The 21,978-nt window shown below is 51.4% G+C and carries 23 protein-coding genes; 19 read left to right on the forward strand and 4 right to left on the reverse strand.

Going from position 1 to position 21,978, the window contains the following annotated elements:
• Positions 1-240: 240 nt before the first annotated feature.
• Both ACI5FR_RS07910 and ACI5FR_RS07915 read left to right on the forward strand, forming a co-directional pair.
• A complete protein-coding gene (locus tag ACI5FR_RS07910) occupies positions 241-3,969 on the forward strand; it encodes an Ig-like domain-containing protein (RefSeq protein ID WP_405452677.1) in 3,729 nt (1,242 codons plus the stop codon).
• A gap of 156 nt (positions 3,970-4,125) precedes the next feature.
• The gene (locus tag ACI5FR_RS07915; RefSeq protein WP_405452680.1) at positions 4,126-5,634 is read left to right on the forward strand and encodes a M81 family metallopeptidase; all 1,509 of its coding nucleotides are present in this window, start codon (positions 4,126-4,128) and stop codon (positions 5,632-5,634) included.
• Positions 5,635-5,834: 200 nt separating this feature from the next.
• Here ACI5FR_RS07915 and ACI5FR_RS07920 read toward each other — a convergent pair whose 3' ends face one another.
• Positions 5,835-6,488 (reverse strand): GntR family transcriptional regulator, encoded by a 654-nt coding sequence (locus ACI5FR_RS07920; protein WP_405452683.1) that lies wholly within the window; start codon positions 6,486-6,488, stop codon positions 5,835-5,837.
• A gap of 272 nt (positions 6,489-6,760) precedes the next feature.
• On the opposite strand from ACI5FR_RS07920, the gene ACI5FR_RS07925 reads away from it, so the two are divergent.
• A complete protein-coding gene (locus ACI5FR_RS07925) occupies positions 6,761-7,291 on the forward strand; it encodes a DinB family protein (protein ID WP_405452685.1) in 531 nt (176 codons plus the stop codon).
• Positions 7,292-7,343: 52 nt separating this feature from the next.
• On the opposite strand, the gene ACI5FR_RS07930 is transcribed toward ACI5FR_RS07925, so the two are convergent.
• On the reverse strand, positions 7,344-7,649 hold the full coding sequence (locus ACI5FR_RS07930; protein WP_405452688.1) for a hypothetical protein: 306 nt from the start codon (positions 7,647-7,649) through the stop codon (positions 7,344-7,346).
• A 202-nt stretch (positions 7,650-7,851) separates the two neighbouring features.
• Here ACI5FR_RS07930 and ACI5FR_RS07935 point away from each other — a divergent pair, with 202 nt between their 5' ends.
• Positions 7,852-8,712, forward strand: a complete 861-nt coding sequence (locus tag ACI5FR_RS07935; protein WP_405452691.1) for a hypothetical protein — start codon at positions 7,852-7,854, stop codon at positions 8,710-8,712.
• Positions 8,713-8,716: 4 nt separating this feature from the next.
• Complete coding sequence (locus ACI5FR_RS07940; RefSeq protein ID WP_405452693.1) at positions 8,717-9,043, forward strand: hypothetical protein; 327 nt, start codon at positions 8,717-8,719, stop codon at positions 9,041-9,043.
• Positions 9,044-9,158: 115 nt separating this feature from the next.
• Here ACI5FR_RS07940 and ACI5FR_RS07945 read toward each other — a convergent pair whose 3' ends face one another.
• The gene (locus ACI5FR_RS07945; RefSeq protein WP_405452696.1) at positions 9,159-10,001 is read right to left on the reverse strand and encodes an AraC family transcriptional regulator; all 843 of its coding nucleotides are present in this window, start codon (positions 9,999-10,001) and stop codon (positions 9,159-9,161) included.
• A 143-nt stretch (positions 10,002-10,144) separates the two neighbouring features.
• Between ACI5FR_RS07945 and ACI5FR_RS07950 the strand changes: the two genes are divergently transcribed.
• The 12 genes from ACI5FR_RS07950 to ACI5FR_RS08005 all read left to right on the forward strand — a co-directional run bounded on the left by ACI5FR_RS07950 (position 10,145) and on the right by ACI5FR_RS08005 (position 20,413).
• Positions 10,145-10,504 carry a hypothetical protein gene (locus ACI5FR_RS07950; RefSeq protein ID WP_405452698.1) on the forward strand — a complete coding sequence of 120 codons (360 nt, stop codon included), beginning with the start codon at positions 10,145-10,147 and terminating at the stop codon, positions 10,502-10,504.
• Positions 10,505-10,639: 135 nt separating this feature from the next.
• On the forward strand, positions 10,640-11,044 hold the full coding sequence (locus ACI5FR_RS07955) for a CBS domain-containing protein (RefSeq protein ID WP_405452701.1): 405 nt from the start codon (positions 10,640-10,642) through the stop codon (positions 11,042-11,044).
• 62 nt (positions 11,045-11,106) lie between these two features.
• A complete protein-coding gene (locus ACI5FR_RS07960; RefSeq protein WP_405452702.1) occupies positions 11,107-11,508 on the forward strand; it encodes an alpha/beta fold hydrolase in 402 nt (133 codons plus the stop codon).
• A 119-nt stretch (positions 11,509-11,627) separates the two neighbouring features.
• Entirely contained in the window at positions 11,628-11,807 is a 180-nt protein-coding gene (locus tag ACI5FR_RS07965) for a hypothetical protein (protein WP_405452704.1), read from the forward strand.
• Positions 11,808-11,939: 132 nt separating this feature from the next.
• Complete coding sequence (locus ACI5FR_RS07970) at positions 11,940-14,195, forward strand: ATP-binding cassette domain-containing protein (protein WP_405452707.1); 2,256 nt, start codon at positions 11,940-11,942, stop codon at positions 14,193-14,195.
• A 127-nt stretch (positions 14,196-14,322) separates the two neighbouring features.
• Complete coding sequence (locus tag ACI5FR_RS07975) at positions 14,323-14,796, forward strand: MerR family transcriptional regulator (RefSeq protein WP_405452710.1); 474 nt, start codon at positions 14,323-14,325, stop codon at positions 14,794-14,796.
• Positions 14,780-15,226 (forward strand): hypothetical protein, encoded by a 447-nt coding sequence (locus ACI5FR_RS07980; RefSeq protein WP_405452713.1) that lies wholly within the window; start codon positions 14,780-14,782, stop codon positions 15,224-15,226. The genes ACI5FR_RS07975 and ACI5FR_RS07980 overlap by 17 nt, the downstream gene beginning before the upstream one ends.
• Positions 15,227-15,429: 203 nt before the next feature.
• The gene (locus ACI5FR_RS07985; RefSeq protein WP_405452715.1) at positions 15,430-16,800 is read left to right on the forward strand and encodes a helix-turn-helix domain-containing protein; all 1,371 of its coding nucleotides are present in this window, start codon (positions 15,430-15,432) and stop codon (positions 16,798-16,800) included.
• Positions 16,801-16,815: 15 nt separating this feature from the next.
• Entirely contained in the window at positions 16,816-18,303 is a 1,488-nt protein-coding gene (locus ACI5FR_RS07990) for a VOC family protein (RefSeq protein WP_405452717.1), read from the forward strand.
• A 220-nt stretch (positions 18,304-18,523) separates the two neighbouring features.
• Positions 18,524-19,021: a DinB family protein gene (locus ACI5FR_RS07995; protein WP_405452720.1), complete on the forward strand. Its 498-nt coding sequence runs from the start codon at positions 18,524-18,526 to the stop codon at positions 19,019-19,021.
• A 206-nt stretch (positions 19,022-19,227) separates the two neighbouring features.
• Entirely contained in the window at positions 19,228-19,602 is a 375-nt protein-coding gene (locus ACI5FR_RS08000; protein ID WP_405452722.1) for a DUF6843 domain-containing protein, read from the forward strand.
• A 49-nt stretch (positions 19,603-19,651) separates the two neighbouring features.
• The gene (locus ACI5FR_RS08005) at positions 19,652-20,413 is read left to right on the forward strand and encodes a dienelactone hydrolase family protein (RefSeq protein ID WP_405452725.1); all 762 of its coding nucleotides are present in this window, start codon (positions 19,652-19,654) and stop codon (positions 20,411-20,413) included.
• A gap of 16 nt (positions 20,414-20,429) precedes the next feature.
• Here the strand turns inward: ACI5FR_RS08005 and ACI5FR_RS08010 are convergent, their stop codons facing one another.
• The gene (locus ACI5FR_RS08010) at positions 20,430-20,624 is read right to left on the reverse strand and encodes a hypothetical protein (RefSeq protein ID WP_405452728.1); all 195 of its coding nucleotides are present in this window, start codon (positions 20,622-20,624) and stop codon (positions 20,430-20,432) included.
• An 89-nt stretch (positions 20,625-20,713) separates the two neighbouring features.
• On the opposite strand from ACI5FR_RS08010, the gene ACI5FR_RS08015 reads away from it, so the two are divergent.
• Together ACI5FR_RS08015 and ACI5FR_RS08020 are read left to right on the forward strand one after the other, a co-directional pair.
• Entirely contained in the window at positions 20,714-21,121 is a 408-nt protein-coding gene (locus ACI5FR_RS08015; protein ID WP_405452731.1) for a MarR family winged helix-turn-helix transcriptional regulator, read from the forward strand.
• Positions 21,122-21,255: 134 nt separating this feature from the next.
• Positions 21,256-21,957, forward strand: coding sequence for a GntR family transcriptional regulator (locus ACI5FR_RS08020; protein WP_405452734.1), 702 nt, complete (start codon positions 21,256-21,258; stop codon positions 21,955-21,957).
• Positions 21,958-21,978: the final 21 nt, after the last annotated feature.

Consider the following 21,978-nt stretch of genomic DNA (forward strand, 5'->3'; position numbering starts at 1 on the left):
TTGCTTCGCTTGGTCTGCTGTTGTTTAACCGCTTGTCTACTGCTTTCTCTTCTTCCTGCACCTGAATCGGAAGCCTCATCAAGCCCGGCAGCACCTCCGGTCGTGCCGAATGGAGGCTTCGAGGCTTTTACTAGCGAACCTGTCATTCCGGGATGGACGCAAGTGTATGGAGCGGGGGAAGCGAACGTCCATTTTGAGGGTTCTCCTGCCGCTCCCTATGAAGGAGCCGGAAGCTTACTCTTGGACGACAATAATCCATCGGCCGGGCTTGGTTTTGAAAGCGCTTCGTTCGGCGTCTCCGCATCAGCGCGCTATTCGGTCTCCGCGATGATGAAGGTGGAACTCGGCTCACTTGGGATGTACGTCAGATTCTATGATCCATCCGGTGTTCAGATCGAAGAGAAGGGCGCATGGACACCTGGAACGGACGGACAATGGATGAAAAACGAAGTCACCGGCATCGTTCCAGCGAATGCTTTGACCGCCAAAGTTCTCGTGTACTCCAGCGCTTCCGGACTCGCACGCGGCTATACGGACGCTTTTCGGGTAGAGCTCGAGTCTATGATCGCGAACGCCGGATTTGAAACCGGAAGGAACGGAACGTCCATTCCGGACTGGACTCAAGTGTTCGGAGCCGGAGCATCAGGGATGCTTTACGATACTTCCTCGAACGCATCGTATGAAGGAAGCCGAAGCTTGCTTTTGGATGACAACAACACAACCGTTGCTCTTGGCTTTGAAAGCGCTGCCTACCCCGTCATACCCGGCAACAGCTATTTATTGTCGGTTATGACGAAGGTAGAACGCGGGACACTCGGCTTCTACGCCAGGTACTATAACTCGGCCGGTGTAAAACTAGGAGAGACCGGCAGCTTTGTGACGTTTTCGAATGGACAATGGGAGAACAAAACGCTCTCCTTCACGCCGCCTGCCAATACGACTAAGGCAACCGTTCTTATTTATTCTACCGCGGCAGGCAGAGGACGCGGCTATGCAGACGCCGTTCGGATCGTGCAAACAACCCAGGCCCTTACGAATGAGGGATTTGAGCAAAACGCAACTTTAACCATCCCATCGGACTGGACGCAAGCGTTCGGGGCGGGAGAGCAGAACGTGGTATTCGACGTGTCCGCTACGGAAACGTACGAAGGCGCAAGGAGCCTACTCTTGGACGATACGAGCCCGACGGCCCTGCTCGGATTCGAAAGCGCACCTTTTCCGGTTGTCACGGGCCTCAGCTACACAGCCTCCGCGATGATTAAAATAGAACGGGGTTCGATGGGGTTGTACATCCGGTTTTTCGACGCAGCAGGCGTTAAAATTGCCGAGTCGGGCAACTTCCTGACCCCTACGGCCGGAGAGTGGCAGAAGAACGCCACTTCGACCGTTGTACCGGTTAATGCCGTCACGGGAAAAATTCTTATTTATTCGACGGGCGTCGGGACCGCCCGCGGTTATTCGGATGCGGTCCGCGTCGAGCTTAATCCAATCGGGACGTTCGAGCGGATCGGCAGCGTAGTTGAAGGCATGATTAACGAAGACGGCGCCGTAGGAAGCGAGAACGGGAAGGCCGTCATCTATACGCTGTTTAAAGGACGGGGAGAGGTACCGGCGACCTTTGCCGTAATCGACGCGTTGAGCCGTGAAGTCGTGCGGTCCTATCCGCTGCCAGGTGTAGAAGCCGCATGGGGCGTGAAGGTGGCCACAGACAGTCGCGTCTACATAGGCACGCATTACGACGGCGGATTATACCGTTATACGCCCGGCACGAACAGCTTCGAGCATCTCGGACGCTTCGGCAGCGAGACGCACGTCTTCTCCCTCGTCGCAGGGCCTAACGGAACCATGTATGCCGGGACTTATCCTGGCGGAAGGTTATATGAATTCGATCCGGCGGACGGCCAAATCCGCGATATGGGCCAGCTGGATCCTGAGCAGCGGTATGTCCGCTCCCTGGCTTATGACGCGGCACGCAATACTCTGTATGCAGGGGTGGGAGGCTCCAAAAGCCGTGTGTTCAAAATCAACCTCACGGACGGAACGAAGAAGGAGCTGCTAGGAGAGCGCATTCCAGGAGGGGGAGATACGTACACATGGCCATACGGGTTATCCTTCGTCCAGGATCGTCTGTTCGTGAAAATGTCCAACGGCGACCTCCTGATCATCCGCGCTGAAGACGATGCTGTGGAATATTACAACCCGGCCGGGATGGATATCCATTCTGAGAGGGCGATTGAGATTCCCGGTCAGCCTGGGAAAGCTCTGTTCTCCTACGCCTCCGACTATTACGTCTACGATTCCGCCACCATCTCTTTTCAGAAGCTGACGGGAGTGGAGGACGGCACGAACTTCGCGGACGGCCGGTTTATCGATCTGGCCAGTCCGGAATGGCCCGGCTTAACCTTCGTTGCGGTCGGCAGGCATGGCAATATTGAATATTACAATCCGGCCACAGGAGCCGCGTTTGCGAAGCCGGCTTCCTACAGCGCCCCGACGCTGATCCAGAGCATTCACAACGGTCCGGATGGCAACATTTATGTGGCCGGATATATGTCCGGTTTCACGGCGTACAATCCGACGGATGGCACACTTTCCGAAACCAACACCCTTGGGCAAGTGGAATCGTCGGCGATTCGCAACGGGCATATGTTGATCGGCGCTTATGCAGGCTCGCGTGTCTTGGATTTTGATCCTGCCCTGCCTTGGTCAAATACGAATCCGGTCCAGCTGTTCGACCTTCGACCGTACGCTCAGGACCGTCCTTTTGCAATGGAATATGCGGCGGACCGGGATCAGCTTTTTGTGGGCAATGTTCCCGTTCCGAGCTCCCTGCAAGGGGCGCTCGCCGCCTATGACTTCCGGACGGGGCAGCTGGAAGTATTCAATAACCTGATTCCCAATCAAAGCATTGTCTCCCTGTTATACAAGGATGGTCTGCTTTACGGAGGCTCCACCATTTTTGGAGGGCTCGGAACAAGCGGGCCTACAGAAACAGAAGGGAAGCTGTTCATTTTCGATCCGGCGACGAAGAAGATCGTTTACCAAACCGTTCCCGTAGCTGGACGCAAGGGAGTAACCGGCTTAACCTTAGGACCCGACGGCCTGATCTGGGGCGTTGCGGAGGATAACATTTTCAAGTTTGATCCGAATACGAGGAAAGTCGTGTCCAAAATCGCCAAACTGCGTCGCTATAAAACGGACGGTACGGTTTGGACTTACGGATTTTTGCAGCCCGGCTTGGACGGTAACATGTACGGGACGTCGCGAGGTTTGTTCTTTATGGTGAAGCCGGCTACGATGGAGTTCATCCTTCTGAACGGAAGCTATGGCAATTATTTGAACCGCGACGAGTACGGCACGTTTTATTTCTCCGACAACAGCGCGGATCTATGGTCCTATACGCCGCCTTATGGTGAGGAGTTGACCGGTCTGCTGGATGCCCTTCGCGCCTCGAAGCTCAAGCTGGATCAGACACCTGTTGGGGACCAGCTCGGGCAAGTGCCTGCGGCACAGAGGCAAGTGCTGCTGGATGCGCGAGATGCCGCCAATGCGGTCAAAAACACAGTAAACGCGGACACGCAAACGATAGTAAATGCCACGAATGCGTTGAAAGCGGCTATGGCGCAATTTGACTCGGCGGTTGTCAGGCTGGGCACTATTTCCATTCAGGCCGAACAAACGGAGCTGAAGCGATTTGAAACAGTGACGTCATCGGTGTATGCCGCTACAAGCTTAGGGACGGCGGTCGATATTAGCTCGGTCGAACTTCGTTATTCCAGCAGCGATAACACGGTAGTCAGCGTTGATGCGCATGGCCGTGTAACGGCAAACGGGGAAGGGACCGCCATTGTAAGCGTGCTGGCGATGCACCCGGTTGCCGGGTCCGCCTCGGCCCAACTGGAGTTCAGGGTGAAGCCGGGATTGAAGAAGGGACACGATCCTGATAAGGATCGGGGCTCAGAGAAGTAATATTAGCCAAGGCGAAGGCCGTTTATCTCTCGAAGGGGATAGACGGCTTTTTTTCATACAAATAATTGTTGACAATATTACAAAACAATCGTTTATACTGTAGGTGAAATCAAACGGCTATGACTATGGCCGCTCAGGAGGGTTGAACCCGGGACGATGAAGATCGCAGTAGGCGGACTTATTCAGGAAAGCAACACGTTCAGTGAAGCAATCAGCACACTGGACGATTTCAAACGGTATTTTTATCGGATTGGGGATCAGATGGAAGAGACGCTTCAGGCGGAAAATGAGCTGGCCGGCTTCTATCGGGCGGCCCGGGAGCAGGAGGTCACTCTCATTCCGACCATATTCGCGCATGCGGTCTCCTCCGGGAAGATCGGCCGCCGCATGTTGGATGAGCTAAAGGCGGTTCTCTTCGAGCAGCTCGACCGCTATTCGTCGTACGACGGCGTACTGTTCGCGCTGCACGGCGCCTGGGTGGCGGAAGATTGCGACGATGCGGACGGCGAGATCTTGTCCGCTATTCGGGAGAAGGTCGGACGATCGGTTCCCGTCGTCATTACGCTCGATTCGCATGCGAATGTGACGCAATCGATGGTCGATCAAGTAGACGGTCTGATCGGCTATCGCACGTTCCCGCACACGGATTATGCTGAGACCGGCTACCGGGCAGCCAAACTGCTGTTCTCGATCGTGAGGGGCGAGATCCAACCCAGCGTCCGGCTAAAGAAAGTGCCGATGATCGTGCCTGCCGAAAATCATCAAACGTACCGAGGCCCTATGGCGGAGTTGTGGGCGGAAGCCCGCCAGGGTGAGGAGTGCGGCGTTTCGCTGGCGACCTCGCTGTTCGCGGTGCAGCCATGGCTCGATATCGCCGAGATGGGCTGCTCCGCCGTCGTGGTCGGAACCGATCCGAATTTAGCGGAGGAAGAAGCCGATCGGCTCGCCGCTATGATGTGGAGCAAGCGTCGCCAGTTCGAGGTTGCCCTGTACACGGTTCCGGCAATCGTCGAGCTGCTGGCGGACCCCCAGGCGAAAGGCCCGCTCGTGGCCTCCGATTCCGCCGACAGCCCTGGCGCGGGCTCGCCGGGCGACAGCAATTTCGTGCTGCGCGAGCTGCTGGCACTAGGGGCAGAGCGGCGTTACGACTGCTTGCTGTCGATGGTGGACGGCCCGGCGGCCCGCAAGGCTGTTTCGGCCGGAGCGGGCCGCGCCGTGAAGCTGCGGGTCGGCCACACGATCAGCACGTCCGTCGGCTCCGCGATCGATGTTGAAGGCGTTGTCGCGCATGTCGGTAATGGCGCATTCCGATTCGGCGGCGGCACGGTCGCCGGCCTTGTTGCGAACATGGGACAGTGCGCCGTCGTGCAGATCGGCCGACTGTCGCTTCTGCTGATGGAGAATCCGACGTTCACCGGCGATCCCGCCATGTACCGCAGTGTCGGGCTCGAGCCAGCCGAGGCAAACTTCGTGCTCGTGAAGTCCGCCAACCAGTTCCGTGCCGAATACGAGCGGCTCACAGATCGCATTTATATTTTGGATACACCCGGCGCGAGCACGGCCAACCTGACTCGCTTGCCGTTCCGGAACATTCCTCGGCCGATGTATCCGTTCGATGACTCGGCATTCGGGAAACCTGCCGCATCATGGGAGAGTACGTCCTGAATGGAACGGATGTAGCCGAAGGGAGAAAGTTCGGCGGCAGCGCTGTTCCGAACGGCCGGGTCCAAGGATATGCGGGCGCTCGATACGGCTCGCCTTCGCACAATGCTTAAGGAGCAGGGAGCTATCTTGGACGGCACGTATTGAACGCAGAAAGCCGATCGATTCATCTTGGAATCGATCGGCTTTTTTGCGTTTCAGGCTTATTGTTCCTCGGCGCCCAGCCGATAGATGTGAGCGGTCAATTCGCCGAGAATCTTCTCGATATCTCCACTCCTGATGACCGCGAGCAACGCTTCGTGTTCTTTCCACAAATCGTTCAAGTTCTTGTACATGAGCCCTTGTTTAATGAAATAGAGCCGGATCCGATTGCAGATGGATGTCCACGTATTGAACAATCCCGGTGTTTCCGCCAGTCCGATCAAATACTCGTGGAATTGGATATCCAGATCGACCATAACCGGCAAATTTTTAAGCTTGGCCGCTTCTTTCATCCGCTGCACGATGGAGGACAGCTTTTCGAGTTCCGCTTCCCCTACTTTGGGGAGCGCTTTACGGATCGCGTATTTTTCCAGCGTGAGCCGGATTGGAATGAGTACTTCCTGAACTTCCTCTCCGTTAATCTCCGCCACCGTCGTCTCTTTGTACGGATGGGACAGCAACAAGCCTTCCTGCTCGAGCATTCGTATCGCTTCGCGGATCGGACCGCGGCTCACGCCCATTTGCTGGGACAGATCCACTTCCCGCAGACGATCGCCGGGTCTCAGCTTTCCGTGGAAAATCGCTTTGCGGATATCGTCGGTAATCCGATGGCGTAAGGAGGTCGCTTTTTGCTCTTCAAATCGAAATTCGTTCATTCAGTCGGCACTTCCCTCTAATTAATGGAACATGAGGTAATAGTAATAGATCTGCAAGTAAAAGTAAACATCCCTACAATTTATTGTCGACAATTTGATAAAGGGCGTGAAAGGGATCGACTGGTCCAAGCGATGTCCCGCTGCTCAATGGCGCGATACACTCTTGTTCATCGGCTTTCCGGGCGCTATGATGAAAGTAAACAAACCCGCGAATGCGAGCGGCAATGGGCATGGCATGGGCTGTCGGCTGTATATAGAAGGAGGTTGATATAGTGAAGTTAAACTCTATCGTTCTAAATGAAATGAACAAACAGTTAAACCGAATAGAAGCCTGCTTATCCCTTTTGTCGGACGAACAAGTCTGGCACAGATATAAACCGAATATGAATAGCATTGGTAACTTATGTCTGCATTTGGCGGGAAACGAATATCAGCATTTTGTAAGCGGAATTGGGAAGGCGCCTTTCATTCGAGCGAGGTCAGAAGAGTTTACTATAAACGATGGTTTAACCGGTAATGAATTAATCCGTTTGCTCAAAGACGTCAGACGGCAGTCCTCAAGCATCTTAGAAGCTATTACGGAAAGCGATCTAACAACAAGCGTCACCATCCAATATACAGTAGAGGATTGGAACAAAATGATAATCCGTCCCGTTTTCGAAACTATGTCCAATTATTCGAGAGATCTGGAGACCCTGCTTATTCAAGTGTGTGAGCATTATAGTTATCATGCCGGACAAGTTGTAGTTCTTACAAAATTATTAATCGAAAAAGAAGACAATATAACGGGAACGTACCACTAAAAAACGGGTACCATTCAAGCCAAAGGACACCTTATTGGTGTCCTTTAATGTTTTATGGTCCAGGATTCAATTGAAAAGTAAACGAAGTAGTTATAGCTGTTTGGAGTCTGAGGTCTGATGCATCATAAGAGATGACTACCCTTGGCGTTTCTCCTAAGTCATTAAAGATTCGTACCTGAGTTGGTGATCTGAAACCCGCGGATTTTAACAACGCTCGCATTTGCACGACTCTTTTTTGCGTGCTTGTTTGGGTGTCGCCAATAATATCTTCAAATTTCTTTCTGAATGGCACGTCGCACGCCAATTTCCTCGATAATCTAGCAATTTGAAGTAATACTTGTTTAGCTGTAGCCGCCATATGATCCCTCCTCAAGAATGATGGGATATACTATGAACCAATGAATGACAGCGCTTGTACGAATGCCGTTGCTGGTTGTCCGGTCACACACAAAAGCTGTACGACATAGGTCGTGGGTCGAACGTCGAGAAGGGCAGGAATAGAAGTCAGTTTACCACATAGGATGTAATGATTTCCTAATAATATCCAATGGAGTGATGAAATGACTACGACTGCAGACGCAATCGATCAGATCGCGAAGGCCGCACAATTTTTCGCATCGGTCCCACCCGCCTCGGCGCCGCCGTCTCCTTCAACGGGAACGGCGAAGCAAAGCGCACCCCCGACGTCCCCTGGCTCCGGTTCCTCCGACTCCGACGGTCTCATCAATTTCGTGGTGATCGAACCGGACAACATGAGCAGCGGGTTAAAGGAGGAGCTTGCAAGCGTCAAACAAGATCTGCTTAACCTGGCGGGCATCGGAACTGCCTATGTCAAAAGTCTCGCCGCCTCGAAAAAAGACGATTCGATCGAGTATTCCCCCGACGTCTGGAGCGACGTGTTCAACCATCTGCCCTTGATGGGCGCCTCAAAATTCGAAAGCCAGACGTATTCGAACAAGGTAAAGGGTGTGGAAGTCGCCACGGAGTTGTTGAAGCTCATCCTCGACTCGATCAGCCCGTCCGAGACGACCCTCAAAGATTTCGCTCAATTCATCGCGAGCCAAGGCAAATCGCTCAAGTTCGAACATCATAACGACGCCGACGGTTTCCAGTTCGGAGCTATTGTCATTTTGATCGAAACGGTGATAAGCGGCAACACTCAAACGCTGGTGCCGAAGCTGAAAGGGTATTTCATGACATACGACAGCAAAGACAACAGCTGGGTGTCTGCGTGCGTCTCGTACTCCGAGGTCGATATCGATTTCTCCTACCAAAAGGCGGCGGCCGTCTTTAACTACGGTGCGCTTAGCGACAGCGACGTGCGGCAACAATTCGACCAGTTCGTCAAGAACAGCCAAATCGACGACATCAAGAAGTCGCAGGGCTTTTTTTCCGGGACCGCGGATCCGAAAAAGGGGTGAAATAATGAAACACGTGCAAGTCGGGATCAAGACGCTTACGACAAGCGGGTTTACATCACCGAAATCGGCGTCTTCGTATTATCCGAGTGCCGAGGCGTCGAGCCACATTCATCTGGGGACGTCGACCAGCTATATCGACGGGAATGAGCAGCATTATGCAGAGGACGACAATGTGTTCATCATGTTCGTTTCGTTCAAATGGAACGGGCAGCATTGGTTTCAGTTGAACCTTCGGGGCGATGGCATGTTTTCCTTCCCGAACCACGTCGATCCGAGCCGGCTGCCCCCTGATTGGTTGGACGCCCTGAAGGGTCTCTATATTATAAAATAATATATACTCGAAAAGATCGCCGATTCGGGCCGTAGCGCTCCGAATCGGCGATCTTTTGTCATCCCAAGTAAAAACGGAGCGCCCGGGCGTTCGTGCGATCAAGAAAGGCGTCGAATTACTTCATAATGGGAATCCATGCCTCGCAGCGATAATCCTCCGCCGTTGCATTCCCCGGGGGATACACCTCGATTTCGGGCAGCCCGGCGTGCTCGTATCCGGTTGCCGGAAACCATTGGTGGTATATTTGTCGAAATCCATTCTGCATCGAGGAGGGAAGCGATCCGACACAGGGGAAGATAGCCCAAGTAGAAGCAGGAATCGTTTGCCTCGCCAAACCGTCTGCAACGGAATCGTCATGCGCTTCCTTCGCGATCATGTAGGGGAAGGGTTCATCAAAATCCATTGTAATGCCAAGCCACGGCGTATCCGTATCCAGGCATGTGATCATGTCTAGCGTGCCATCCCGTTGGCACTCTCCCCAAAACCACGAACGGCTTCGGCCTTCATTCCCGCATGTTATTACGGCCGATTTGCCGACAACGGTAAATGCCTCTTTTTCCTCAATGTGATAGTCCACTTCTTTGTCTCCCTCCACCCAAAAGTGGAAGGAAAGGCGGGGAAACGCTTTTAAATACACGCCTGATTGACGGGCCTCCGATGGGGCAATACCGTGGATTTTGCGGAACGCCTTGGAGAATGCCTCCGGTGAATCATAGCCGTATTTCAGGGCAACATCAACTACTTTGGCGGAAGAAGCGGCCAATTCTTGGGCAGCTAACGTTAATTTCCGTTTCCGCACATATTCGCCTACCGTGATTCCGGTCCACATATGAAACATCCGATGAAAATGAAAGGAAGATGAACAGGCTGCTTTCGCGATGGCCTCGATATCCAGCGGTTTATCCATCGTTCGCTCAATGAATTCCAGAGCATGATCCATCCTTTTCAACCATTCCATGTCAACTCACCTCATGGCTATTATACATACTGCAACCTGTTCGGTAAAAGCAAGGAATGACAGGATTTCTCCCGGCACTGCCAATAAAATGAACTGGAAGCAGTCGAATATTCGAGTATAAACGATTGGAGGAGGATTCATCGATGAAACCCGTAATGCGTATCAAAGTTCAGCTAGCTAAAGTATTTATCGCGCTGGTTCTGGTTGTTGGAGTAGTGGACATAGGGTTGCCGGATACTTCAGCTCATGCGGCCAGCTGCACACCGACAGCGAAGTTTTATTGGCCGGATAAACTATGGGCAACGCTCTCGGGAATGGCTTACTGCAAGTCAGGATCCGGCTATGTTCGAGTGGCATTGACCTGCGTCAGAGAAGTCGATGGACGTTATCCCAGAACATACTACGGGCCTTGGGTATGGTCGGTAGCAGGCAACAAGGCGTCCACTACCCAATGTGGGCTTAAGGGTTACTATCCCATCAAGGTATGGGCACAAACGGGCTGATTCGCAGGGCTGTCGATTCACATATCGGCAGCCTTGTTCATTTCGACCGGAGTAACCGGATTTGTACGGCCTGTCATTTACCACATGCGTCTAGCGGCGAAATATGATTTAATATACCAAAGGAGTGTGATTAATGTGGACATCAAATCTTTTCTATATCCCAAGGACGAGGTCTCTTACATCACGACATCCTCCAATATGAAAGAAGCCCTAGACATGTTGGAGGCGTGCCAGTATACGGCCATACCGATCCTGGATGACAATGGAAAATATTTCGGAACGCTCTCTGAGGGAGATTTGTTATGGACGATGAAGGCTACACCCGGCCTCCATTTCGATACGATGCACGAAATTCCAGTCGTCTCTATCAAAAAACGATTGAAAATCGAATGCGTCGCGATCGGAGCCGATTTGGACGATATGCTGGCGCTGGCGGCAGATCAGAACTTCGTTCCAGTCGTTGACAGTAATCGCTACTTCCTTGGTATTATTCGCCGCAAAGACATCATCGAATACTATACACGGAATATTATGGATTAGTTTGGAGAGACCCGGTCATGCGAACATGATCGGGTCTTTCTCTTGCTTAGTGGTTAAGTTGATTGTTCTGTGCATCGTACCATATCCAGGAATTGGTAGTATCGGGTCGTCGAAGCAAGGCGGCGGCGTATTTCCTGACGAATATGATTGGAGTGCCAGGCGAGCAGGTCGAGCAGATGCAGATGACGCCCATATGGAGTTACTTTGAGGCCATTACGCATACATTGGCATTCGATGTCGTTCTAGTCGGCGACTCGTCATTCGTGACAAGATTACCCTCGATTACGGCGCCGACTCTTGTGATCTCCAAGCAGAACAACCATACATTCATGGGACAAGCCGCGCAGTCTATTGCCGATCGGCTTCCGCATGCGGAGCATCGTATCCTGGAGGGGCCGGCACACGCTGTCGATGTTCCCCCGGAGATTCTTGTCCCCGTGCTCGAAGCATTTTTCCGGGCATGACTTAGGAGCGGATCGCTTATCAATGCACGGCTTGATTACCATAATAAAGATTTGGATAATCGGAATAATAGTAATGTGATTAACCACGTCCACTAAGGACAAAACAAAAGGAGCCCAGTATGAAAGAAAGTGGACTTGAACCGATTATTGAATCTGAGGATCGAAACGAGCAGAAGGGTGATGAAACACCGATCGTTCTGGACGGCAAGGCAACTGAAAAGTTTCCAAGTGAGCCAACTCTAATGGAACGAACAAAAGAAGTAATGGAGAATATAGGAGTAAAGATTAACGGGATTTAAGGCGATTAAATTACTTGGGGAAGTATTGATGTCAAACCGGCTGCAAGTAAACGCAGCCGGTTTATGTTGATTTTGACAATCTGACAAGTTTTAATAGTAGTAGAAATCAACACTAACGGAAGGATGGTATGTATGAGCGAAACCTACCAAGAGTACATCGTTATCTCGGGTGCGAGAGAAAACAATCTCAAGAACGTATCTTTGCGTATTCCTAAACGGAAGATCACGATCTTCACCGGGGTATCCGGATCCGGCAAGTCCTCGATCGTCTTTGATACGATCGCCACCGAATCTCAGCGATTGCTGAACGAAAACTTCAGCACGTTCGTCCGCAACTTTCTGCCGTGTTTTCCGCAACCGGATGCCGACGCGATCGAGAACCTGAGCATGGCTGTAGTTGTGGATCAGAAGCGGCTGGGCGGGGGTTCCCATTCCACGATGGGCACGATTACCGATATTTCTCCCATTCTTCGTCTTCTCTTCTCCCGAGTGGGTCAGCCCTATGTTGGACCAGCGAACATGTTCTCGTTTAACGATCCGCAGGGCATGTGTCCCGAATGCAACGGGATCGGTCGTAGTCTATGTGTCGACATGAGCAAAGCGCTGGACAAGTCCAAGTCGTTGAAAGAAGGAGCGATATTGCTGCCGGGTTATACGGTAGACGGCTGGGAATGGAACATGATCGTGCAGTCGGGGTCCTTCGATCTCGACAAGAAGCTGAGCGATTATTCGGATGAAGAGCTGGATCAGCTGCTGTATGCCAAGGCGAGAAAAGTAGAGATGGATTTCGCCGGGAAGGCAATGAACATCACCGTAGAAGGTGTCATTGAGAAGTTCACCAACAAATACATTAAGCAGGATGTGAAGATGAAATCCGAGCGTACCCAACAAACGGTTGCGCCGTACATCTCCGAGGGTCCCTGCTCCAGCTGCCGAGGCGCGAGACTCAGTCAAGCCGCTCTGGGCTGCAGGATCAATGGACTGAACATTGCGGAACTTTCCTCGATGGAAGTCGGACAGCTCATCCGCGTCATCCGGGAGATTGATGATCCTTCCGCCGCGCCGGCCGTCAAGTCGCTAACGGAGCGGTTGCAGCATTTGGTGGATATCGGACTCGACTATTTGACGTTGGACCGTGAGACGGATACACTGTCCGGCGGCGAGTCGCAGCGTGTCAAGATGGTGAAGCACCTGAGCGGCAGTCTTGTGGATGTCACTTACATCTTCGATGAGCCCAGCGTTGGTTTGCACCCCCGCGATGTACACCGCTTGAATGAATTGCTTCAGAAACTGCGCGACAAAGGGAACACCGTGATTGTCGTCGAACATGATCCTGATGTGATCAAAGTGGCGGATCATATCGTCGACGTCGGGCCGCATGCCGGCAGCCATGGCGGTACCATCGTGTATGATGGAGGCTTCCAGGGCCTGCTCGAATCAGGAACGCTGACAGGCACCCATATGAAGCGGCCGCTCCAACTGAAACACGATTGTAGGCAGCCGTCCGGCAAGCTGTCCATCAAGGATGCTACATTGCACAACCTGCGGAACGTGAGTGTAGACATACCAACCGGAGTGCTGACCGTCGTGACAGGCGTAGCCGGCTCAGGCAAAAGTACACTGATCAACGAAGTATTCCTCAGCCAGCATCCGGATGCGATCGTCATCGACCAATCGGCGGTAGGCGTGTCAACCCGCTCAAACCCCGCGACCTACACGGGCATTATGGATGATGTGCGCAAGGCGTTCGCTTCGGCCAACAAGGTCAACCAGGGCTTGTTCAGCTTCAACTCCAAGGGGGCTTGCGAGAACTGCCAAGGGTTGGGCGTTGTGTACGTAGACCTCTCATACCTCGACAGCGTGAAGCTGCCATGCGAAGTTTGCGGGGGCAGACGGTTCAAAGAAGAGGTGCTCGCGTACAAGCTGAACGGCAAGTCCATTGCAGAAGTGTTGGAGATGACGGTGGAGCAGGCATTGGATTATTTTCAGCTAAAAGAAGTTGTGCGCAAGCTCCAGGCGATGAGTGACGTGGGGCTGAACTATATTACACTCGGCCAGCCGCTCAGCACGCTCTCGGGCGGGGAATGCCAGCGCATCAAGCTGGCCAGCGAGCTGCATAAGAAGGGCAGTATCTACGTGATGGATGAGCCGACGACCGGCCTCCATATGTCTGATATCGGTCACCTTCTGGAGATTATGAACCGGTTAGTGGATGCCGGCAATACGGTGATCGTCATCGAGCACAATCTCGATGTGATCAGCCAAGCGGATTGGATCATCGATATGGGACCGGACGGAGGCAGCAAAGGCGGCCAGGTGGTATTCGAAGGCACACCTCCGCAGATCATCGATGCGGAACAGTCGATCACGGGAAGATATTTGAGGTAATGGTTCAAATCCGAGAGATTGCAGGAAGGATGAATGTTCGCGTTCATCCTTTTTTTATTTGCCCACTATGTAAAAATATTAAAAGATAGCTTGACATTGGAGGTCACTCCAATGATAGTGTGAGTTCATGGAAAAACTTTATTCTATCCAAGAGGTTTCGCGGATACTTGGGATCCCGAAGGATACGCTTCGGTACTATGACCGGATCGGCATCGTATCGCCGTCTCGAGAAAACAATCGGTACCGCAGGTATTCGAAGAACGACCTCATCAACTTGATGAATATTCAAATCATGCAGTATGCGGACTTTTCTCTTGACGAAATCAAGGGAAAGTTCGGGTTTCACAGGATGGACAATGTTGACTCATCTTATTGCAAGGAGGTTGCTGCGTTTCTCGAGGCCAAGCATGCACAAACGCGAAAGAAGATTGCCCATCTGGAAAAAGTCAGTCAGTTGCTTCTTGTAGCAGCCGAAACGCTAAGGGATTTTAATCAGGAAAGCGACCAGCGGCTGGCAGAGTTCGTTCGTGAGATTTATCAAGATATTCGAAAAAAGGAACCGGAAATAACCGAGGAGGGATGTCATGGACATCAAGGTTAGGAATTTTTATTATTTGATTGCGGGCATTCTTGCGATACTGTTTGCGGTTACGCATGCATGGAACGGGCAATCCGCTGTGCTGCCGACGCTCGATGTGAGTGCCATTACCATGGAAACTCAGACCGTATTCTCGTATGTCTGGCACATCATCACCGCGGAAAATCTGATCTTCGGAATCGCATTCCTATTTATGTCCTTCCAAAGCGAACGATCGAAAATCCAGTTTGCCGCATGGATGATCGTGTCGCTTCTGATCATCCGATTGATGGTCATTGTTGGCATAACGGCATTTCATGACGTTTCGGCACTTCCGGACACGTTAATCGATTCGTTTGCCATCGCAATTTATATCGCCATCATCATACTGGGCATAAGAAAGAAGAAAAAAACGTTCGGAGGCCGCTCGCCACTGTCCAGTATGGGGGAGTGACGTGAATCACGCCGGGATAACGCATCCTGGCAGTGATTTAAATCAGGGATTCGTTCCCCTTATAAACCGATAACCACAATGCGACTTATTCTCGTGTTGTGGTTTCTTTTTTTTTAGTCGAACGAACCGACATTTCTGAGAATTTTGAACATAATGGATAGAGTTTGCTCTGTTATACTTATTTTCAAACGATGTTTTGGCAGGTGAGCACATTGAGTTATGCCGATTCCGTCCAGAGGGTGATTGACCTTATCGAGGAGCGCCTGGAGGAGGAGCTTGAGCTTTCATCTCTCGCAGAGGTCGCCTATATTTCGGTCGCTCAGTTGTATCGGGTGTTTTATGCGCTTACTGGGCATCCCATTAAAGATTATATCCGCAAACGGAGAATTAGTGTTTCCGCCAATCACCTTCGTAATTCAAAGCTCACCGTCGAAGAAATCGCTTGGATGAGCGGTTTTGAAACTTATCCTGCTTTTGCCAAAGTGTTCAAGAAAATCGTAGGACTGACACCTGCTGCCTATCGGCAAGCAAACATTTTCTTCAGCTTCGAACCGATTCGGCTTCACGAGCAGGTCGCTTATAAGGAGGACAGGGATCAGACGGAGCGTTTCCCGGACGTCAAGGTAGCCCGGTTAGTGCCGGGGAGGATGTACACATATCTTCATTTGTCCGATCAAGCAGAGGGAATGGAAAAAGAGGGCTTCCGGATTGCATGCGAGAAGCTTGCTGCACTGGCGGCGAACGGGAACGTGAAGTCAAGGGGCCGAATATTCGGTCATAATGTGGAAGTTCCCGATGAAGGAGGCGCACCTCGATATGGTTACAAAATGCTGATTGAGCTTCAAGAGGGGAAGTTTAACGATAACAGTCCGGTGTTTACGGAGGAGACGTTCAACGGGGGGCTCTATGCCATACGGAAGATTTCCGCCTTGTCACCCAGGACAGTTCAGGAAGGATGGAACCGGCTGTTGTCCGAATGGCTTCCGAGAAGCACATTCGAAATCGGAAACCATCAATATGTGGAAGAATTCATAGCGTATAACGGTAAACTAACACGAATGAACCTTTATCTTCCCGTTCAGCGGAAGCTCGAGAATAAACCGATTGAAATCGTGGAGTTAACAGGAGTGTATGCTTGGTATTATCGGGGACACGGGCCGGCGGCACAGGCGGATGCCGAGCAAAGACTGATCGATTGGTACACAAAGGGCACAGAAGAGTCTATACTTACAAATACCGGAAACTACTATATGTCTTATGCATACGGCCATTCTGCGGATTCGGACGATTATTGGTGGGAGAATGGGATTCTGACCCGCGTCCGGGAGTCAAAAGGACTAGCCGGCCCGGAGGGGAAACGAATCGGGTTCGGCACTTACGCCTGCTGCACCACCCGGACCTACGGAATGCTCGGCGGCGTACTCGATCATATGTATCGGTGGATCGCGGCCAGCGGGGGTTATTGGCTGGATGAAGAGCGGCAATGGTTTGCGGAATATTCCACACCGGATGGACGCGAAGTGGAGCATGAGACCATTGTAAAAGTCTATATCCCTATACAATCCAACTCATAGAGGAGAGTGCCGCAATTGAAAAAGTTAGCAAAGCCTAATCATGAAGAAAACTTTCAGCCACAACGGGTAACACAAGCCTTCAAGGTGCTTAAGGGTAACTCCGGCAACAACGAGGGCCTCCAACAAAATGAGCCAATCCTGCATTCAACCGGGCTTGAGTCCGCGATCGATCTGGTAACCTTGGTGCAGCTGCCCGCCAGGAAACTTGCCCAAACGGTCAGTTTCTATGCTAAGGTGCTAGGATTAGAGCTGGAATACCCGGAGCGACCGATTGAACGAAACACGTTTTTACGCACCGTACCAAGAACTGCACCTGGTCTGCACATCCTGGAAACCCCGGAAATGGAATTCCGCCATCTGCATGGTACGGTAAATGGAAGACTGCAAGAATACTTGGCCTTATACATCAAAGATCTGGCGGTGTTGAAAGAGAGTTTGTCCAAAGCAGGTGCCGACATACTGGTGGAACCGACCAACGGTTATATGTCCTTCTTCGATCCGGAAGGCCACCTGATCGGGGCTTACGAGAGGACCGAAGCCGGAATTGACAATTGTTTTGAAACTAACATTACCGGTTTCCGGCACGTCCAGATGCACGTATCGGATCCCGCAAGTACGGCCGTTTTCTTTGAAAATGCACTTGGTTTACGGCGTTTCACGGCGGAAGACGGTTCGATCAGCATGGGGACAAATAGCAATGAAAAAAATCAGCCCGTCATCCGGCTGGTACAACAGGAGGACCCGGCGAATCCGCTTCCCATGCACTGGATTCTTCACGGCCGTCCGAAGCACGCGTTAGAGTTGCATTCGAAGAACATTGGTGCATTGGCAGTGCGGGTGCTGGAGAATGGTGGGACCGTGAAAGAGGAGCTCGAATTCGGTGGTTGCGGCGGTTATTTGAAGCTTTACACGCCCGATGGCCATTACTTGTGGGTGAATCAGAATGTCAGGTACAGCGATGGCTACAAGCCGGAACGAGTACCTGCGCCGTTAATAATGATGCATCGTAAAACCAGAAGTGAGGTGCAGGCGATAGTGATGGAGGATATGAAACCCTATGTAGTCGAACATGGAGATTTAAAATTGATTGGCATTCCGTGTATCAGTTTGCAAGATATGAGCGGAAAATATCGCCATGCCAAGGAAGGTCTGCTGTCCTCTGCTAAGCATTTGCCGTCTGTCAAGAATCCCTTCATTCAATACGGAATTTGGCCGGAGGCGGATACGCAGGGGAGCGCCGACCTGCATGCCTATATTCTTTGTGTCGAGGTTGAATCATTCGAAGGCATTCCGGAGTGGTATTTCCGGACCACGTTGCCTCCCCAGAAGTGTGTTGTAGTGGCCAATAAACAAGGGGATTTTAACGCTGCCAGCCTCGCAGTAGATCAATACATCAGAGAAAGAGGTATGGAAGTTGGCTCAGAGGGCCGCAAGTACATCATATGTGAACGGTATAATGATAACGCTGAAGGGTTTGCCCGCTACTCGCTCCCGATCCAATAAAGCGTTTTTCCAACAAGACAAACCATCCCACGCCGACTAAATGCGGAATGGGGTGGCAACTTCTGCGGTTCCACCGAGAATTCTAGCAAATTCACTACACAGATCCGACCGCTAACGCGCTTATAAGGCATACCAGGCGGGGTGTACGATGCCATCCGTTCGGTTCGCAATAGTCCGAGGTTTATAGTATGCTATATACATAAGGGAGGAGAGGGAATATATGGTGAAACAATTGATCGTCGGAGACGCCATGCATGAGCTGGCCACTACGCGCCGCATCCTGGAAAGTTTGCCTGAGGAGCATATGACGTGGAAGCCGCACGTGAAATCGATGTCGTTGGGCGGGCTGGCCACGCACCTGATCAACCTGCTCAACTGGCAAATCGCGATTTTTCTTTACCCCGAATTCGATCTTTCTACCGTGCCGCTTCGGCGGGAAGCTTTGGGAAGACGCGAAGACGTGCTGGAGGAATTCGACGCGAACATCGTCAAGCTTGAAAAGCTGATAGCCGAATGCGACGAGAAAACGCTCGGCGAGGAATGGACTTTGCGGAACGGCGACCATATCATTTTGCGCCAACCACGGGCGATCGCACTCCGCACCTTCGGTTTAAGCCACATGGTCCACCACCGGGCGCAGCTCGGGGTTTATTTGCGGCTTCTCGATATTCCGGTGCCGGGCGTCTACGGTCCCTCGGCCGACGAGGAAGGCAAATGAACTAAGACGCGCCGAAAAGTCGCAGGGCATCGGCATGACCGCCGGCCTCTGCGACTTTTTTACACGGATGCTAAGACATTTATATATGGTTGACTGCTAGAAGAGAAAAATATAGATCCATATTGGCGCGCGCACAGCGCGGTTTTTTGTTTACTGAGGACATGAGGCAGGTCATAGTAGGTCAGAAAACCAGAGGAGGGTGATCAATGAAAAAGTATGTATTTGTAGCCGCGGCAATTACATGCTTGGTAATGGGTTTTTTCTTTCTAGTTGCTACAACAAATAAATATCCTCTTCATATTTACCTTGTACCCGAAAATTTTGTTGGAGAAGTAGAAGTAACTTTTGAACAAACGGCTTTCCCGCCACTTCCTAAAGAAAGAAATTCATACATTTATAACATACCTGCGTCAGGAAAGTTAAAAACCTCGAATAAAATGGAAAGCGGACCTGTTGAAGTATACTATGTTGATAACCAGGGACAGCGGAAGAAAGTAAGCCATGAAGAATTTCATGGGGTGTCTTCACATGGCGGCGACAGAGAAACAACTGCAACAACCTTTATTGGTAAAATCGAATAAACGAAATTGATGTGAATCAAAAATGATGTTGCCGGGGGGAAAGTAGTCGATGGGGACGAAAGAAACGAATAAGCTCAATCATGAAATAGTGGATCATATCCCGCTCATCTGGGAGGAGCCGGACGGAGAGCGGAACGGGCACCTAGTCATCTGGCTTCCGGGGCTGACCGGCGGCAAGGACGGACTACGACCGCATCTGCGCATGTTCGCCGACGCTGGCTTCGTAGCCGTATCGTACGATCCGTATGAACACGGGGAGCGGATGAGGGAGAGCCGCGAGCTGTTTATCGGGAAACTAAGGAGTAACAAGCGCCGTTACTTCTGGCCGATGATCGCAATGACGGCGGAGGAATATCCGCGAGTGATCGACTGGGCGGTAGAACGATTTGGACTGACGGGTGGCGTGATGGCCGGGGGCATCTCGATGGGCGGTGACATCGCCTTGGTCGCGGCAGGTTTGGACAATCGGATCACCGCGGTGGCGGCCTGCATATCGACGCCCGATTGGCTGCGTCCGGGCACGGATGAAGAAGAGAGCCATCCGGATACGTATGCCTGGAATTGTTACCACCGCTGCAATCCGCTCACCAATGCGAACAAGTATGAACATGCTCCCGCGATTCGCTTCCTGAATGGGGCCCAAGATGGTCATGTACCACCAGACGGAGCGCACAAGTTCAGGGCGGCGCTGTTGGATCATTATGCGGCCTGTCCCGAACGTTTCGAGATTACCGAATTCGACGTGGCTAACCAATTTACCGATGGCATGTTGAACGGGGCATTAGAATGGTTCGTCCGAAATACGAATTGAAAATAATTCAGATTCGCTACTTGTTATTTTTGTGTTTCTTTTTCAAACTAGGAAAAACGAAGAGAGTCGGCACCCCTCCCCAGTCGTAATAACCAGACGAACCGTATATCTCAGCCAAGCTGTAAGCGACTAATACTGGTAAGAGACCAATTGCAAAAATAGCAAACAATAATCCGAAGCTAATGGATTTTATAATGGCACTTATTTTCATGAAACTCATCTCCAAATCTAATGTAGGATATTGTTCACCTTTGATTTTATATCGCATTAAGATATAAATATGTAAAGGAGCACGTACTAATGCCAGATCAAAACTTCTCGAAGCCGTTATACGAGCAGTTGGCGGAGTTTAGATATAAGCTGCGCATTTTCATTCACTTCAGTGAAAATGCCGCCAGAGAGGTAGGATTAACCCCCCAACAACACCAATTACTTCTTGCCATCCAAGGGTATCCGGGACGTGATTACGCAACCGTCTCCGAGGCGGCCGAAAAGCTACAGATCACACATCATGCTTGTGTGGGGTTAGTAACCCGCTGCGAAAAATCCGATCTAGTCAAGCGACGTCCTAATCCGAACGATGCGCGAAGTGTTCATATTTCATTAACGGATAAAGGGATTGAGCTCTTGGGTCGATTATCGGCTGTGCATCTAAAGCAACTTCGAAATCTCCAATTGGATCTAACTTCGTTCGAAGATATCCAATAATCGAGTTAGTGAAACAATCATGACCGCTGGATTCAACATATCCAGCGGTTTTTCTTTATGGATTAAGTAATATCCATTATATAGAATGCATAATGTTGAATGAGCACACCACCACTAGGGAATGAGGTTATTTCATGAAGGATAGGGTAACGAAGCAGACGATTCTGGAGAACAAAAACATCAGCGAGGACATCGTAGAGCTGATCAAACAGCAAATCGTCGATGGTGAGCTTAACCCGGGAGAACGGATCGTGGAAACCAAAATGGCCAAGGAGCTCGGCATAAGCCAGACGCCGGTAAGGGAAGCGATCCGCCAGCTGTCGGGCGAGGGCATCATCAAGATCGTGACGAATAAGGGTCCCATCGTACGCGAGTTTCATATGCGGGACGTATTTGAAATCTACTCGCTTCGCGCCGTTTTGGAAGGGCTTTCAATCCGTTTGGCGACCTATAACGCAACCGAAAAGGATATCCGGCATCTGCAAGAATTTTATGAGGCGATGAAGGCAAAGCTGCACGACGATACCGTAGCATCGCTGCTAACGGAGTCGCTCTACATCCATCAATCCATCATCCGGTTGTCCAACCATGAACGGCTCGCCTCCATGTACAAATCGATTGCGTTCCAAATTACGCTGGTCAACCGCATCCTTGGGAAGAAATCGACCAAGGCCAAAGAAGTCGAGCAGCATTGGGAATTGATCGAAGCACTGATCGGCCGCGATCCGGATGAAGCGGAGAAGGTCATGCGCAGGCACATCCACCGCTCATACCGGGAGTTTGCGGAGCTGAACGCGGTGGACAGTTCCGAGTTTCAGGACGGAGTATGGTTTTAAAAAAGAGGGGAGGGGGACTGC

The organism is Paenibacillus sp. HJGM_3, from assembly GCF_045062745.1.
Taxonomy (GTDB): Bacteria; Bacillota; Bacilli; order Paenibacillales; family NBRC-103111; genus Paenibacillus_AA.